Genomic DNA, 14,375 nt, shown 5'->3' on the forward strand with positions numbered 1-14,375 from the left:
ATCACTTCTTCGCGTACTTGATCGACGAGGGCACGAGCTCGGTCTTGTGCCCGCTGGCCTGCAGCTCCGCGGCCCGCTTGGAGCCGAGCGGCTCGTCCATGATCTTGGCGTGGATCTTGAGGATCGCGTCCATCAGCATCTCCGGCCGCGGCGGGCAGCCGGGCAGGTACATGTCGACGGGGACGACGTGGTCCACGCCCTGCACGATCGCGTAGTTGTTGAACATGCCGCCGGAGCTGGCGCAGACGCCCATCGCGAGCACCCAGCGGGGCTCGGGCATCTGGTCGTAGATCTGGCGCAGGACCGGGGCCATCTTGTTGCTCACCCGGCCCGCGACGATCATCAGGTCCGCCTGCCGGGGCGAGGCGCGGAAGACCTCCATGCCGAAGCGCGCCAGGTCGTAGCGCGGCGCGCCCGTCGTCATCATCTCGATCGCGCAGCAGGCCAGCCCGAAGGTGGCCGGCCAGAGCGAGGACTTCCGGGTCCAGTTGACCAGCTTCTCGACGCTGGTCAGCAGGACGCCGCTGGGCAGGTGCTCCTCGAGTCCCATGTCGGCTCCTCCTCTAGTCCCGTCGACTCAGTTCCAGTCGAGTCCGCCGCGTCGCCACACGTACATGTAGGCGAAGCCGACGGTGATGATGAACAGCACGATCTCCACCAGCCCGAACACGCCCAGCGCGTCCGCGGTCACCGCGAAGGGGTAGAGGAAGACCATCTCGATGTCGAAGAGGATGAACAGCATCGCCGTGAGGTAGTAGGCGACGGGCATCCGGCCGCCGCCCACGACGGGCTGCGGCGAGGGCTCGATCCCGCACTCGTAGGCGTCCAGCTTCGCGCGGTTGTACCGCCGCGGGCCGATGTAGGGCGCCGCGGTCACGGAGAAGAGCGCGAAAGCCCCCGCGAGGGCGAACATCAGCACCAAGGGGAGATAGGGATCGAGCATCGTGCACCTTCGTCGTCTGCACTGCTACGTGTGTGGATCGATACCGAGCGTGGTGGGGACCATAAGTGCCGCTCGTCACCCCGCCGAGGTCAGGACAGGCTTACCCGGCGATCTTGCGGCCGGTGCGCGCCTGGTCGTGGCGGGTCCTTCTCGAGCAGCAGCACGTCGAGGCCGGCGCGGGCCTGGGAGTCCGCGGCGGTGGGCCCCGCCGGACCGGCACCGACCAGGATGACGTCGGCCTCGGATCCGGTCGGGGCGCCAGTGGTGGGTTCGGGCGCGTCCATTCGGCTCCTTGTGAACTGGTTCACGAGGTACTTGTGAACTGTTTCACGAAGTCCGGCGATAAGTCCAGAGAACCCCCGCACCACCGGCGGGCGAACCTCAGGGGGTCAGCTTTCGTCCGGTTTGCGGGCCCGGTGCAGGGCGACCGCACCGCCCGTCAGGTCCCGCCACGCGGCGTCGGTCCAGCCCGCCCCGATGATCCGCCGCGCGAGCTCCGGCTGGGTGGGCCAGGCGAGGATCGAGTCCGCGAGATAGGTGTAGGCCTCGGGGTTCGACGACACCCGCCGGGCGACGGCCGGGAGCACCCGGCGGAGCATCCCTTCCTGGTAGACCGCCCGGAACGGGGTCCACGTGGGGGTGGAGAACTCGCACACGACGAGCCGTCCGCCCGGCCGCGTCACCCGGGCCAGCTCGCGCAGCGCGAGGTCCGTGTCCGCGACGTTGCGCAGCCCGAAGGAGATCGTGACGGCGTCGAACACGCCGTCCGCGAAGGGCAGGTGCAGCGCGTCCGCGGCGACCTTCGGGACCGGGCGGGCCGCGCCGGCCTTCAGCATCCCGAGCGAGAAGTCCGCGGCGACGCACCATGCGCCCGAACGGCCGAGCTCGACGGTGGAGACCGCGGTACCGGCCGCGAGGTCCAGGACCCTCTCCCCGGGGCGCAGGTCGAGCGCGCGCCGGGTCATGACCCGCCAGCGCCGGTCCTGCCCGCCGGAGAGGACGGTGTTGGTGACGTCGTACCGCCGCGCGACGCCGTCGAACATCGACGCGACGTCGCGGGGGTCCTTGTCGAGATCGGCCCTGGCCACGGACACGACCCTACGGGGCGGCCCGTTCCCCGCGCCTGCGGACGTGAGATGAACACCAGCGCTCTTCGATCTGGGGCCGGCCCACTGGTGTTCCTCATGAACGCGCCCATGCCGTGCAGGGCGATCCAACGGTGGTCGTAGGCGCACACATCCGTATCGCTACGGAGCCAGGGTCGCCAGCATCCGGTCGACCGACGCCGGCCAGCCGAACTCCTCCGCCCGGGACCGCGCGGCGCCCCGGCGGACCGCCTCGTCCGCGGCCAGCAGCGTCGTCACCCCGGCGGCGAACGCGGCCGGCGAGTCCTCCGCGGCGGCCCCGCTCCCGGCCACGATCTCGGGCAGGGCCGACGACCGGGACACCACCACCGGCGTCCCGCTGGCGAGCGCCTCGAGAGCCGAGAGCCCGAACGTCTCGTGCGGCCCGGGCGCGAGCGACACGTCCGCCGACGCGAGCAGGGCCGCGAGCTGCGCCCGCCCCGGGACGAAGCCCACGAACGTCACCGGGAGCCCGGCCGCGCGCCGCTCCAGCGCGGCCCGCCGCGGCCCGTCGCCGGCCACGACGAGCCGGACGTCGAGCCCCGCGTCGCGGAGGGCCGCCACGGTGTCCACGCTCCGCTCGGGGTGCTTCTCCGGGGACAGCCGCCCGGCGTGCACGAGCAGCGCCTGCGCGCCGCGGCCCAGCTCGGCGCGCAGGGCGGGATCGCGGTGCAGCGGGGAGAACGTCGCGAGGTCCACGCCGAGGGGCACCCGCCGGACGTTGGTGGCGCCGATCCGGTCGAACTCGGCGCCGGCGAACGCGGTGGTGCAGACGACGGTGTCGTAGGCGGCGGCCATCCTGGCGTTGGCCGCGTCCGCGACCCGCCGGGCGACGCCGGGGGGCAGCAGGAACTGGCTCAGCAGCCGGTCCAGCCGCTCGTGCGAGATCACCACGCTCGGCACCGCGCGGCGGGCGGCCCAGGTCCCGAGGCCGCGCAGGGTCAGCCGGTCCGACACCTCGATCGCGTCCGGCCGCAGCCGCTCCAGCAGGCGCTGCACCCGCCACGGGTCGACGGCCCGGTAGCCGCCGGTGCCGGGCAGCCGGGGCGCGGCGATGGTCGCCCGGCGGATCCCGCCGGGCAGCAGGTCCGTGGCGTTGCGCGGCCCGGGCACCACGAGGACGACCTCGTGCCCGCGCGTCACGTACCCGGCGCCGAGCGCGTGCAGGGCCGTACGCAGGCCACCGGAGCGGGGACCGTAGAAGTTCGCGAGCTGGACGATCCGCACGTCACGCGGCCTGTGCCGTCCCGGCGGCGCCCAGCACGTCCAGGTAGTGCGCGATCAGCTCGTCCCCCACCACCGACCAGGTCCGGCGCAGCACCGAGCGCCGCGCCGCCGAGCCGAAGGCCGTGCGGCGCAACGGGTCCCGCAACGTCTCGACGGCCGCGCGGAGCTCGGCGTCCGCGACACGCGATCCGGGGTCCGCCGCGTCCGCCCCGTCCGGCCGCGGCGGGACGAGGTAGCCGGTCCGGCCGGGCAGCACCAGGTCCCGCGGGCCGCCCGCGTCCGGCGCCACCACCGGCAGCCCGGACGCCAGCGCCTCCTGGACCGCCTGGCAGAACGTCTCGGCCGGGCCGGTGTGGACGAACACGTCCAGCGAGGCGTAGATCGCCGCCAGCTCGTCGCCGCCGCGGAAACCGAGGAACGCCGCCTCCGGCAGGGCCGCGCGGAGCCGCTCCTCGCTGGGCCCGGACCCGACCACGACGAGCCGCACGCCGGGCATCCCACCCAGCACCGCCAGCCGTTCCACCTGCTTCTCCGGCGCGAGCCGCCCCACGTACCCGACCAGCAGCTCGCCGTCCGGGGCCAGCTCCGCCCGCAGGTCGACGGAGCGCCGGGCAGGGGTGAAGCGCCGGGTGTCGACGCCGCGGGCCCAGCGGTGCACGCGTGGCACCCCGCGCTCGCGCAGCGCCTCGGTGGCCCAGCTCGACGGCGCAAGCGTCCGGTCCGCCTGCGCGTGCAGCCGGCAGGTCCAGCGCCAGGCGGCGCGGGCGGTGAGTCCGAGGCCGTAGGACGACGCGAACCCGGCGACGTCCGTCTGGTAGATCGCGACCGTCGGGATCCCGAGCTTGCGGGCGGCGGCCAGCCCCCGCGCCCCGACGACGAACGGCGCCGCCAGGTGCACGACGTCCGGCGCGAACTCGCGCAGCGCCTTGAGGATCCGCCGGCTCGGCACCCCGACCGGCATGGACGACACCACGGGCAGCTCCAGCGCGGGCACCCGCACCACGCGGATCCCCTCGTGGTCCTCGGACTCGTCCGTCCCGGGGGCGATCACCAGCACCTCGTGGCCCGCGGCGCGCAGGTGCTCGCAGACCCTCAGCACGGAGTTCGTGACGCCGTTGACCACCGGCAGGAAGCATTCGGACACGATGGCGACTCGCACGGTGGAACCGTGGCGTCCCCGGGGCGCCGCAGGCCGTCGCGGACGTGTCAGGGCGCCGAACCCCCGGCCAACACCCGGTTCCCGGCCCGGAATTGGCCCGCACGGTCCCGGGTCGTCACCGGCCGGACGCCGCGAGGTCATCCGGCGCCCCGACCCTCGGGCCCATGACGGTCCTGCCCCTGCCCAGGGTCCCCGCCACGGTCACGGACCGCCGGCGGGCCCCCGCCCCGGTCGATCCCGGCCTGCTCTCCCGCGCCCTGGACGTCGCGGGGCGGTTGGCGAACGATGCCGCCGAGGTGATCACCGCGACCACCGGCCGCGGGGTCGCCACCGGCGCCGTCACCAAGGCCAACCCGTTCGACTGGGTCACCGACACCGACCGCACGCTGGAACGGCACACCCGCCGGGTCCTGGCCGCGGAGTTCCCGGACGTCCCGGTCGTCGGCGAGGAGTACGGGGCGGATGCGAACGCGGCCGCGGCGCCGCTGCGCTGGGTGGTCGACCCGGTGGACGGCACGGCGAACTACGTCGCCGGCTTCCCGTGGTGTGCGTACAGCCTGGCGCTGGTCGACGCGGACGGCCCGGTCGTCGGCGTGCTCGCGGACCCGAGCCGCGCGCAGATCTACGCCGCGGCACGCGGCCGCGGGGTCCGGGCGAACGGGACGCCGGTGCGGATCGACCCGCGGACCACCGCCGCGGGCGGGCTGATCTGTGCCGAGTCGCCGAGCCAGGACCTGCTGGACGCCGCGGCCGCGCACCACGCGGGGATCAGGGTGCTCGGCTCGTCCGCGCTCGCGATCGCGCAGGTCGCGTTGGGTCGGGCCACTGCGGCGGTGCTGGATCGGTACCACGAGTGGGACGTCGCGGGGGCACTGTGCCTGGCCGCCGAGGCAGGGGCGGTGGTCGTCGACCGGGACGGCAGGGCGGACCCGCTACCCGCGGACGGGCTGCTGGTCGCCGCCCCGGGCGTGGCGGACGAGGTGCACGGCTGGTGGCGCCGGGCCTCTCCCGGGCCGCGCTAGCTAGCGGGACCGGCGGCGGCGGAGCCAGTAGGACGCGCCGCCGAACACCAGCCACACGACGACGAGCCCACCGGCCATCGACAGCAGCCCGCTCGCGGCGGTGCGCCCGGCGACCCGCACGTTCTCCGGGTTCGCGGCCTCGTACTCGACGGTGACCGTCTGGCCCGCGGTGAGCCCGCGCGGGTAGAGCACGCCGCGCTCGGGCACGACGAACTGCCCGTTGCGGTCGGTGAACCGGATCAGGGTGCGGGCGAGGCCCGGGTCGTCCAGCACCTCCGCCGAGGCGACGACGCGGCTGCGGGAGATCGCGACGTCGTCCACGACGGACCCGGCCAGCGCCACAACCGCGAGCACCGTCACGAAGGCCGCGACACCCACCAGGATCTGCGGGAGGAAGCGGTGCAGGGCTCGCCCGACGGTCCGCGAGCTGCCTCGCACGTCGGCGAGCAGATCACCCGCGCCGCTGGTCACGAGGGGTGAGTCTAGGCGGACGACGCCGCCCGGCCGCGTCCGGTGCGGGACCCGTGTGGACGCCGTGTGGTGACCGCCTCCCCTGGCGGACGCGCATCGCCCGGCGCGGTTCCCTACCCTCGATCACGTGACGATCGCCCCGTTGCCCGCAGGTCTGCGCGTCCGGACCCGGGCCGTCGACCTGCCTGGCAAGGGACTGCTGGACCTCCTGCCGGACTCCTCCGGGGTGCTGAGCTGGGTGCGCGAGGGCGACGGGATCGTCGGCTGGGGCGAGGTCGCGCGGTTCGAGACCGAGGGTCCGGACCGCTTCGCCGAGGCGGACGGCTGGTGGCGCCGGGTCGTCGCCGGGCTGGACGTGCACGATGAGCTGGGCCTGCCCGGCACCGGCGCCGTCGCCTTCACCAGCATCGCCTTCGGCGACCAGTCGCCGGGGTCCGTGCTGGTGGTGCCCCGCGTCGTCGTCGGGCAGCGGGACGGGCAGGCGTGGATCACCGAGTTCAGCAGCGGGGACATGCCGATGCAGCCGCGGTCGCTGCGGGCCGTCACCCCCGTGCGACCGACCGGGCCGCTGCGCTACGCGGACGGGTACCTGCCCGTCGACGGCTACCGGCGCGCGGTCGCCGAGGCGGTGCGTCGGATGCGGGCGGGCGAGCTGGACAAGGCCGCGCTCGCGCACGACCTGCTGGCCGTCGCGGACGAGCCGCTCGATCCCCGCTTCCTGCTCGCGGGGCTCGCGCGCCGCTATCCCACGTGCTGGTCCTTCGCCGTCGACGGGCTGGTGGGCGCCACCCCGGAGCTGCTGCTGCGCCGCCGCGGATCCGTCGTCGAGTCCCGGGTCCTGGCCGGCACGATCTGGCCCGGGGAGGGCGCGGACCCGGAGACGGCGCTCCTCGACTCGGGCAAGGACCAGCGCGAACACGCCTACGCCATCGACTCCCTGACCGACGCGCTGCGGCCGTTCTGCACGACGCTCGACGTCCCCGAGCAGCCGTCGATCCTCGCCCTGCGCAACGTCTGGCATCTCGCCAGCGACGTCCGGGGCACGCTGGACCCGGCCTCCCCGGCGTCGCTGCTGCACCTCGTGGAGGTGGTGCACCCGACCGCCGCGGTCGGCGGCACCCCGACCAAGGAGGCGTGCACCCTGATCGCCGAGCTCGAGGGGATGGACCGCGGTCGGTACGCCGGCCCGGTCGGCTGGCTGGACGCCGACGGCGGCGGCGAGCTCGGCATCGCCCTGCGCTGCGCCCAGCTCGACGGCCGGGTCGCCCGCCTGTTCGCGGGCTGCGGGATCGTCGCGGACTCCGACCCGGACTCCGAGGTGCGGGAGGCGGCCGCGAAGCTCGTCCCGGTGCGGGACGCGCTCGAGGGCGCGGAGTAGCGGTCGCGGCCACGACGACCGCCGCCGTCCCGGTTCCGGAGGGCGCGCCGGACCCGACGACCGGTCCCCCTGCCGTCGCGCCGACCACCGAGCCGACCACCACGACCGTCGTCGAGCCGCCGGTCCTCGAAGGCACACCGGACCCGACGACGGCCCCTACCGGCTGAGCTCCGCCCGCGGTCCCGGAACCGCGTTTCCCCGCCGCGAGCTGAGCAGGAACGGCACCCCGGCCCCGAGCATCGCCGCGACGCCCGCGAGGTGCAGCGGGTCGGACAGCCCGCCCGGCGCGCCCTGGCCGAGTTCCGCGGCGTGCGCGCTCGCGAGAGCGACGAACGCGAGCCCGATCCGGCGCAGGAGCGGCCGGTCCCGGCGCAGCCCCGCGAGGACGGCCAGCACCCCCGCGGCACCCGCGCCGGACCAGGCGAGCAGGTCCGCGGTACCGGCCAGGCGGGCCGGGGTGCGGAGATCCGGTGCCAGCGAGGCCGTCATCCCCGCCACGACGATCGCGACCCCCAGGACCGCGGCGGTGATCGCGACGACCGGGGTGACCGCGGCCGAGCGGCGCCGCACGGCGAGCGCGAGCAGCACGACGACGCAGAACACGCCGACCGCCCCGACCAGCGGCCACAGCCCGTGCCGCGTCGACAGCCCGAGCGCCCGCGGCAGCGGGACGAGCACCGCGGCGCCGGCGACGGCGGCCGCGATCCGCCCGGCGCGGCGACTGCCGGAGGCGTGCCCGGCGAGCGCGATCAGCACGGTGGCGATCGCGCCGCCGACCGTCAGGATCACGGCGGAGACCTGCACCGACGGCTCGGCCGAGCGCACGACCAGCCCGGCCGTCAGCGCCGTACCGACGAGCGCGGCGCATTCCGCGGCGAAGGTCCGTGCGCTGCCGGCGGGGAGCGGGCGCGTCACTGCGCGGGTCACGGCACGGGTCGTGACCGGGGTGCGGGTGCTGGGGATCACCGGCGCCTCGTGGGGAGGAGGGGCGGCAGGTCCGCGGGGTCGGGCCGGCCGGGAGCGCACGGGCTCCGCACCTCTGTCGGCGCCGCCGTGGGGTGCGTTACCGGACACCCCCGTCAGCCGGCCGCGGCGACGGCGGCGCGGACCGCGGCCCGCAGCGCGGCGTGTCCCTGGCGCAGGGTCCCGCGCTCGGCGCGCACCTCGAGCAGCCGCAGCCCCTGCGCGGGCCCGAGGTCCTGCGCGAGCGGGCCGTCGGCGAGCACGTGCGCGGCCCCGAACGCCGCCGCGAGCGCGCGCAGATCCGTGGTGTGCGGGGTCCCGAAGACCCGCTCGAACGACGCCGCGTGCGCCGGCGCACCCTGCTCCAGCAGCGAGAAGATGCCGCCGCCGGAGTCGTTGAGCACCACGAACGTGAGGTCCGGCCGCGGCTCGTCCGGGCCGATCAGCAGGCCGGTCGTGTCGTGCAGCAGCGTCAGGTCCCCGAGCAGCGCGTAGGCCGGGCCCGGGTGCGCCAGTGCGGCGCCGACGGCCGTCGAGACGGTTCCGTCGATGCCCGCGACGCCCCGGTTGGACAGCACCGTCACGTCCGCCCGCGGCACCGCGGCGAGGGCCACGTCGCGCACCGGGTTCGACGAGCCGAGCACCAGTTGGGCGCCCGCCGGGAGCGCAGCGATCAGGTCCCGGGCCAGGCGCAGCCCCCGCGGCGTGCCTTTGTCGAGCGCGGCGTCCAGGGCGGCGGACGCGGCGCCGTCGGCCGCCTTCCAGCGGTCCGCCCAGTCCCCGGGCGGGGCGAGCGGCGGGACCGAGCCGACCGCGCGGACCGTCGCCGGGACGTCCGTCCACTGCCCGCCGCGCGGGTCCGCCGCCGCGTAGACCGCGACGTCCGGGTCCGCGAGCAGCCGCTGGACCGGCCGGTGCAGCGTCGGGCGCCCGACGACGACGACCTGCGCGGGCTTCAGCGCGGACTCCTCCAGCAGCCAGGGCGCGGCGCGCAGCGCGTGCCCCCACAGCGGCGACGAGGGCTCCGCGACGAGCGGTGCCCCGCCCAGCAGCGCCGGGTGCTCCCCGGCGCCCCCGCCCGCGACGACCAGGGTCGGCGCGGCGGGGTCCAGCGGCAGCGGCGGGACCTCGGCACGGACGCGGCCGACGGCCGTCCAGGGGCGGCCGTCCGCACGCCCGTCGAGCGGCTCGGACCAGGCCTGGTCGGCATCGGGCACCAGCGGTTCCGCGAACGGGAGGTTCAGCTGCACCGGGCCGGGCAGGCCCCCGCGGACGCCGGTGGCGGTCGCGACGACCCGGTCGACGGTCGAGCGCCAGCGCGCCTGCTGCCCGGCGGCGTTCGTCGCGACCGCGGTGGTGACGGCCAGCCGCACCGCCGTACCGAAGATCCCGGGCTGTTCGACGGTCTGGCTCGCGCCGGTGCCGATCAGCTCCGGCGGGCGGTCCGCGCTCAGCACGACCAGGGGCACCCCGGAGTGCGACGCCTCGAGGACGGCGGGGTGCAGGTTCGCGACGGCCGTGCCGGACGTCGTCGCGACCGGGACCGGACGGCCCGAGCGCAGCGCGAGGCCGAGGGCCAGGAACCCCGCCGAGCGCTCGTCGATGCGCACGTGCAGGCGCAGCCGACCGGCCGCGTCCGCCGCGTGCAGGGCGAACGCGAGCGGGGCGTTGCGCGAGCCGGGGCACAGCACGGCGTCGGTGACGCCGGCGCGGACGAGCTCGTCGATCACCACCGTGGCCTGCGCCGTCGAAGGATTCACGCGAAGGACACTATGCGCCGGGCCGACGGGGCCGCTCACGGGCGCGGATTAGAGTCCTACGGGTCATGAGTGCGACCCTGCAGGCCACCGGCCTCTCCGCCGGCCACGGTTCCCACGTCCTGTTCTCCGGGCTCGATCTCGTCGTCGCCCCCGGCGACGTCATCGGGCTCGTCGGCGTCAACGGCGCCGGCAAGTCCACGCTGCTGCGGCTGCTCGCCGGCGAGGACGTCCCGGAGGACGGCGGCATCGCGCTGAGCCCGCCGGACGCCACCGTCGGGCACCTCCCCCAGGAACCCGAGCGGACGCCCGGCGAGACGATCGCCGCCTACGTCGCGCGGCGGACCGGGGTGAGCGCGGCGCAGGCGGACATGGACGCCGCCGCGGAGGAGCTGGGCGCCGGCGGGGACGGCGAGCGCTACGCCTCGGCCCTGGACCGGTGGCTCGCCCTCGGGGGTGCGGACCTGGAGGAACGCGCCGCCGAGGTGGCCGCGGACGTCGGGCTGGGCGTCCCGCTGGACACCCCGATGACCGCGCTCTCCGGCGGCCAGGCCGCCCGGGCCGGGCTCGCCGCGCTGCTCCTGTCCCGTTACGACGTGCTCCTCCTCGACGAGCCCACGAACGACCTGGACCTCGACGGCCTGGAGCGGCTGGAGCGCTTCGTCCAGGGGCTGCGGTCGCCGGCCGTGATCGTCAGCCACGACCGCGAGTTCCTGGCCCGCACCGTGAACCGCATCGTCGAGCTGGACCTGCACCAGCACAAGGTCGGCGTCTACGACGGCGGCTACGACAGCTACCTCGTCGAGCGCGATGTGGCGCGGCGGCACGCCCGTGAGGCCTACGAGGAGTACGACGACAGGCTCGGCGGCCTCAAGGACCGCGCCCAGATGCAGCGCAACTGGATGGCGCAGGGGGTGCGCAACGCCCGCCGGAAGTCCAAGGACAACGACAAGATCGGCAAGAACAAGCGGGCCGAGACCAGCGAGAAGCAGGCCGCGAAGGCCCGGCAGACGGCGAAGATGATCGAGCGGCTGGATGTCGTCGAGGAGCCCCGCAAGGAGTGGGAGCTGCGGATGACGATCGCGTCCGCGCCGCGCTCCGGGGCCGTCGCGGCCCGGCTGGACGCGGCCGTCGTCAAGCGCGGGGACTTCGTGTTCGGGCCGGCCACGGCGCAGGTGGACTGGGCGGACCGGGTCGTCGTCACCGGCGCGAACGGCGCGGGCAAGTCCACCCTGCTGGGCGCGCTGCTTGGCCGGATCCCGGTGGACTCGGGCTACGCCGGCCTCGGCTCGGGGGTACGGGTCGGCGAGATCGACCAAGCCCGCGGCCTGTTCCTCGGCGACGAGCCGCTGGTGACGGCGTTCGGTCGAGCGGTGCCGGACTGGCCGGACTCCGAGGTCCGCACGCTGCTGGCGAAGTTCGGCCTGACCCGCGAGCACGTGCCGCGCCCGGCGGCGTCGCTCTCCCCGGGCGAGCGGACCCGGGCGGCCCTGGCGCTGCTACAGGCCCGTGAGGTCAACCTGCTGGTCCTCGACGAGCCGACGAACCACCTGGACCTGCCCGCGATCGAGCAGCTGGAACAGGCGCTCGACGACTTCGGCGGCACGGTCCTGCTGGTCACCCACGACCGTCGGATGCTGGACACGGTCCGCGCCACCCGCCGCTGGCACGTGGAGTCCGGGGGTCTCACGGAGCTGTAGCAGCGGTCCACACCCGGCGCGTACGGTCCGGGACGTGCGACGACGCGCGGTGCCGCCCTGGGTCGCCCTGTGGACGGTCGTGTTCGCCGTCGCGTACGGGACGAACGTCCCCACCCCGCTCCTGCTGCTCTACCGGGACACCCTGGGCCTGACCCCGACGTCGCTGACGGGCGCCTTCGGCGTCTACGCCGCGGGGCTCGTGCCGGCGCTGCTCCTCGCCGGGCCCGCGTCGGACCGGCTGGGCCGCCCGCGGGTGGTGGTGCCGTTCGTGCTGCTCTCCGTGGTGACCTCGCTGCTGTTCCTGGCCGTGCCCGCCTCGGTGTGGGTGCTGTTCGCCGGCCGGTTCCTGCAGGGCGCGGTGTCCGGGGTTGTGTTCAGCGTCGGCACGGCGTGGCTCGGTGAGCTGATGGCCGCCGGGTCCGACGACGACGTGTCCGCCCGCTCCGCCCGGCTCACGACCGCGGCGCTGGGCGGTGGCTGGGCACTGGGCCCGCTGACGTCCGGGTTGCTGGGCCAGTGGGCTCCGTGGCCGACGGTCCTCCCCTATCTCGTGCACGTCGCGCTCATGCTGCCCGCCGTCGCGCTGCTGCCGCGCATCCCGGAGACGGTGCCGCCGGGCGACAGGCGCCTCGGCGGGCCCGCGGTGAACCTCGGCGTGCCGGCGCTCGCCCGGCGCCCGTTCCTGCTGGTGGTGGTGCCGATCGCGATCGGGGTGTTCGCCTACCCGTCGACCGCGGTCAACGTCCTGCCGCTGGAGCTGGGCCCCGTGATGCCCGGTGTCGGCGTCGCGGTGACGGGCATCGTCTCCGGCATCACGCTGGGCACGGGCGTCCTCGCGCAGCCCCTGGTCGGGCACGTCGGTTCCACGTGGGCGGGCGCGATCGGGCTGGGCCTCGGCGCCGCCGGCACCGCCCTCGGGCTGCTCGCGGACCTCACCGGGGCGTGGCCGTTGCTGCTGCCGGTGTCCCTGCTGCTCGGCGTCGCGTACGGGCTCTGCCTCGCGACGGGCCTCACGCTCGTCGCCCGGCTGGCGGGGCCTGCCCGTCGGGGCGCCCTCACCGGGACCTTCTACGCGTGCGCCTACCTCGGCTTCGGCGTTCCGGTGCTGCTGTCGCTGGTCGGCGCGGGGCACGGCTTCACCCCCGGCCTGGCGGGGCTGGCGGTGGTGTCGGCGGTGGTCGCGCTTGCGCTGTCGACCCGCGGCGCCCGGGGGCTCGTCACGCGCTGACCCGCACGAGCGGGTCCGGACGACCGGGAACACCGACTCGGACGACTGGGAACACCGACTCGCGCGACGGGAGGTGCCGGCTCGCGGAAGGGGACGGGGCGGCCCTCGCCCGTGCGGGTCGAGAGCCGCCCCGGTCGGGCGTCGCGTGCGGGTCAGGCCTGCGCGGCCGGCTCCTCGGCCTGCGGGCCGATCGCGAAGCGCAGCTCCTCCTCGCCCTCGGAGTTGGTGAAGGGCTGCACGTCGAGGATCTTGTCCTCCAGGACCTCCGCCGCCATCGGCTCGAGGAACACGTTGAGCCCCTCGCCGGTGAGGACGGTGTCGCTCTGGTCCGCCTGGGCCGCGAGCGAGAGCTCGAGACCCTGCTCGGGGTCGGTGGCCGCGATGCGCAGGCCCCCACTCTCGGGCAGCTCCGCATCCGTGGTCAGCGACTTGATGGCTTCGGCCGCGGTATCGGTGATTGCCAACATCGGTCCGACGGTAGCGACCTGCTCCGGACCGTGCAGCCCGGGACAGGACTGCGTCACATCGGGGGTGGAACCGGCCTCAGCCGAAGTCGTCGGGGTTCGGGCCCTTGCGCTCGCCCGTGTCCAACGCGTCGACCGCGTCCATGTCCCCGGGCTCGAGCTCGAAGTCGAAGACGTCGATGTTCTCCTTGATCCGCGACGGGGTCACGGACTTCGGGATCACGATGTTGCCGAGCTGGATGTGCCAGCGGAGCACGATCTGCGCCGGGGTCTTCCCGTACTTCGCCGCGAGGCTCTGCAGGGTCGGCTCGGACAGCAGGTTGCTGCCCTGGCCGCCGATCGGGCTCCACGCCTCCGTCGCGATCCCGTGCTCGCGGTGGTAGGCGCGCAGCTCGGCCTGCGGGAACCGCGGGTGCAGCTCGATCTGGTTGACGGCCGGCACCGTCGCGGTCTCGGCGGCGAGCCGCTCCAGGTGCGGGATCTGGAAGTTCGAGACGCCGATCGCGCGGGTCCTGCCGTCGCTCTGCAGCTCCTCGAACGCCTTCCAGGTCTCGACGAAGCGGTTCTCCTTCGGCCGCGGCCAGTGGATCAGGTAGAGGTCCACGTGGTCGGAGCCGAGCTTGTCCAGGCTCTCGTCGAGCGCCTTGATCGCGTCGTCGTGACCGTGCCGGTCGTTGTTCAGCTTGGTCGTGACGAAGATCTCGTCGCGCGGGATACCGGTCTCGGCGATCGCCTGCCCGACCTCCCGCTCGTTGCCGTACATCTGCGCGGTGTCGAGGTGCCGATAGCCGGCGTCGAGCGCTGCCCGGACGGCCGCCACGGTGTCGCCCCGGTCGATCTGGAAGACGCCGAAGCCGAGCTGCGGGATCTCGACGCCGTTGTTGAGCGTGATCGAAGGAACCATGCGGCACGGTTACCCCTGGGGGCGCACCGCCGAAC

Annotated in this window: 15 protein-coding genes; 4 read left to right on the forward strand and 11 right to left on the reverse strand. The window is 75.1% G+C overall.

Features of this window, described 5'->3' with window-relative positions; translation table 11 throughout:
- Window position 1: 1 nt before the first annotated feature.
- The 6 genes from WBK50_RS28770 to WBK50_RS28795 form a co-directional block, all read right to left on the reverse strand.
- Entirely contained in the window at window positions 2–550 is a 549-nt protein-coding gene (locus tag WBK50_RS28770) for a NuoB/complex I 20 kDa subunit family protein (RefSeq protein WP_341338568.1), read from the reverse strand.
- A gap of 27 nt (window positions 551–577) precedes the next feature.
- Entirely contained in the window at window positions 578–943 is a 366-nt protein-coding gene (locus tag WBK50_RS28775; protein WP_297491791.1) for an NADH-quinone oxidoreductase subunit A, read from the reverse strand.
- Between the two features lie 89 nt (window positions 944–1,032).
- Window positions 1,033–1,227, reverse strand: coding sequence for an FAD-binding protein (locus WBK50_RS28780; RefSeq protein WP_341338569.1), 195 nt, complete (start codon window positions 1,225–1,227; stop codon window positions 1,033–1,035).
- Window positions 1,228–1,332: 105 nt separating this feature from the next.
- Entirely contained in the window at window positions 1,333–2,031 is a 699-nt protein-coding gene (locus tag WBK50_RS28785; RefSeq protein WP_341338570.1) for a demethylmenaquinone methyltransferase, read from the reverse strand.
- A gap of 159 nt (window positions 2,032–2,190) precedes the next feature.
- On the reverse strand, window positions 2,191–3,294 hold the full coding sequence (locus WBK50_RS28790; protein ID WP_341338571.1) for a glycosyltransferase: 1,104 nt from the start codon (window positions 3,292–3,294) through the stop codon (window positions 2,191–2,193).
- Between the two features lies 1 nt (window position 3,295).
- Window positions 3,296–4,453 (reverse strand): glycosyltransferase family 4 protein, encoded by a 1,158-nt coding sequence (locus WBK50_RS28795; RefSeq protein ID WP_341338572.1) that lies wholly within the window; start codon window positions 4,451–4,453, stop codon window positions 3,296–3,298.
- Between the two features lie 164 nt (window positions 4,454–4,617).
- Here WBK50_RS28795 and WBK50_RS28800 point away from each other — a divergent pair, with 164 nt between their 5' ends.
- Complete coding sequence (locus tag WBK50_RS28800; RefSeq protein WP_341338573.1) at window positions 4,618–5,475, forward strand: inositol monophosphatase family protein; 858 nt, start codon at window positions 4,618–4,620, stop codon at window positions 5,473–5,475.
- Here WBK50_RS28800 and WBK50_RS28805 read toward each other — a convergent pair whose 3' ends face one another.
- Complete coding sequence (locus WBK50_RS28805) at window positions 5,476–5,946, reverse strand: DUF3592 domain-containing protein (RefSeq protein WP_341338574.1); 471 nt, start codon at window positions 5,944–5,946, stop codon at window positions 5,476–5,478.
- A gap of 127 nt (window positions 5,947–6,073) precedes the next feature.
- Here WBK50_RS28805 and WBK50_RS28810 point away from each other — a divergent pair, with 127 nt between their 5' ends.
- The gene (locus tag WBK50_RS28810; RefSeq protein ID WP_341338575.1) at window positions 6,074–7,324 is read left to right on the forward strand and encodes an isochorismate synthase; all 1,251 of its coding nucleotides are present in this window, start codon (window positions 6,074–6,076) and stop codon (window positions 7,322–7,324) included.
- Window positions 7,325–7,480: 156 nt separating this feature from the next.
- On the opposite strand, the gene WBK50_RS28815 is transcribed toward WBK50_RS28810, so the two are convergent.
- Window positions 7,481–8,290, reverse strand: coding sequence for a hypothetical protein (locus tag WBK50_RS28815; RefSeq protein WP_341338576.1), 810 nt, complete (start codon window positions 8,288–8,290; stop codon window positions 7,481–7,483).
- Between the two features lie 113 nt (window positions 8,291–8,403).
- Window positions 8,404–10,047, reverse strand: a complete 1,644-nt coding sequence (gene menD, locus WBK50_RS28820) for a 2-succinyl-5-enolpyruvyl-6-hydroxy-3-cyclohexene-1-carboxylic-acid synthase (RefSeq protein ID WP_341338577.1) — start codon at window positions 10,045–10,047, stop codon at window positions 8,404–8,406.
- A 65-nt stretch (window positions 10,048–10,112) separates the two neighbouring features.
- On the opposite strand from menD, the gene WBK50_RS28825 reads away from it, so the two are divergent.
- On the forward strand, window positions 10,113–11,744 hold the full coding sequence (locus WBK50_RS28825) for an ABC-F family ATP-binding cassette domain-containing protein (protein ID WP_341338578.1): 1,632 nt from the start codon (window positions 10,113–10,115) through the stop codon (window positions 11,742–11,744).
- Window positions 11,745–11,778: 34 nt separating this feature from the next.
- A complete protein-coding gene (locus WBK50_RS28830; RefSeq protein ID WP_341338579.1) occupies window positions 11,779–12,972 on the forward strand; it encodes an MFS transporter in 1,194 nt (397 codons plus the stop codon).
- A 152-nt stretch (window positions 12,973–13,124) separates the two neighbouring features.
- Here the strand turns inward: WBK50_RS28830 and WBK50_RS28835 are convergent, their stop codons facing one another.
- Window positions 13,125–13,439, reverse strand: a complete 315-nt coding sequence (locus WBK50_RS28835) for an adhesin (protein ID WP_341338580.1) — start codon at window positions 13,437–13,439, stop codon at window positions 13,125–13,127.
- 76 nt (window positions 13,440–13,515) lie between these two features.
- Complete coding sequence (locus WBK50_RS28840; protein ID WP_341338581.1) at window positions 13,516–14,340, reverse strand: aldo/keto reductase; 825 nt, start codon at window positions 14,338–14,340, stop codon at window positions 13,516–13,518.
- Window positions 14,341–14,375: the final 35 nt, after the last annotated feature.

The sequence above is a fragment of the Pseudonocardia sp. T1-2H genome, assembly GCF_038039215.1.
Lineage (GTDB): Bacteria > Actinomycetota > Actinomycetes > Mycobacteriales > Pseudonocardiaceae > Pseudonocardia.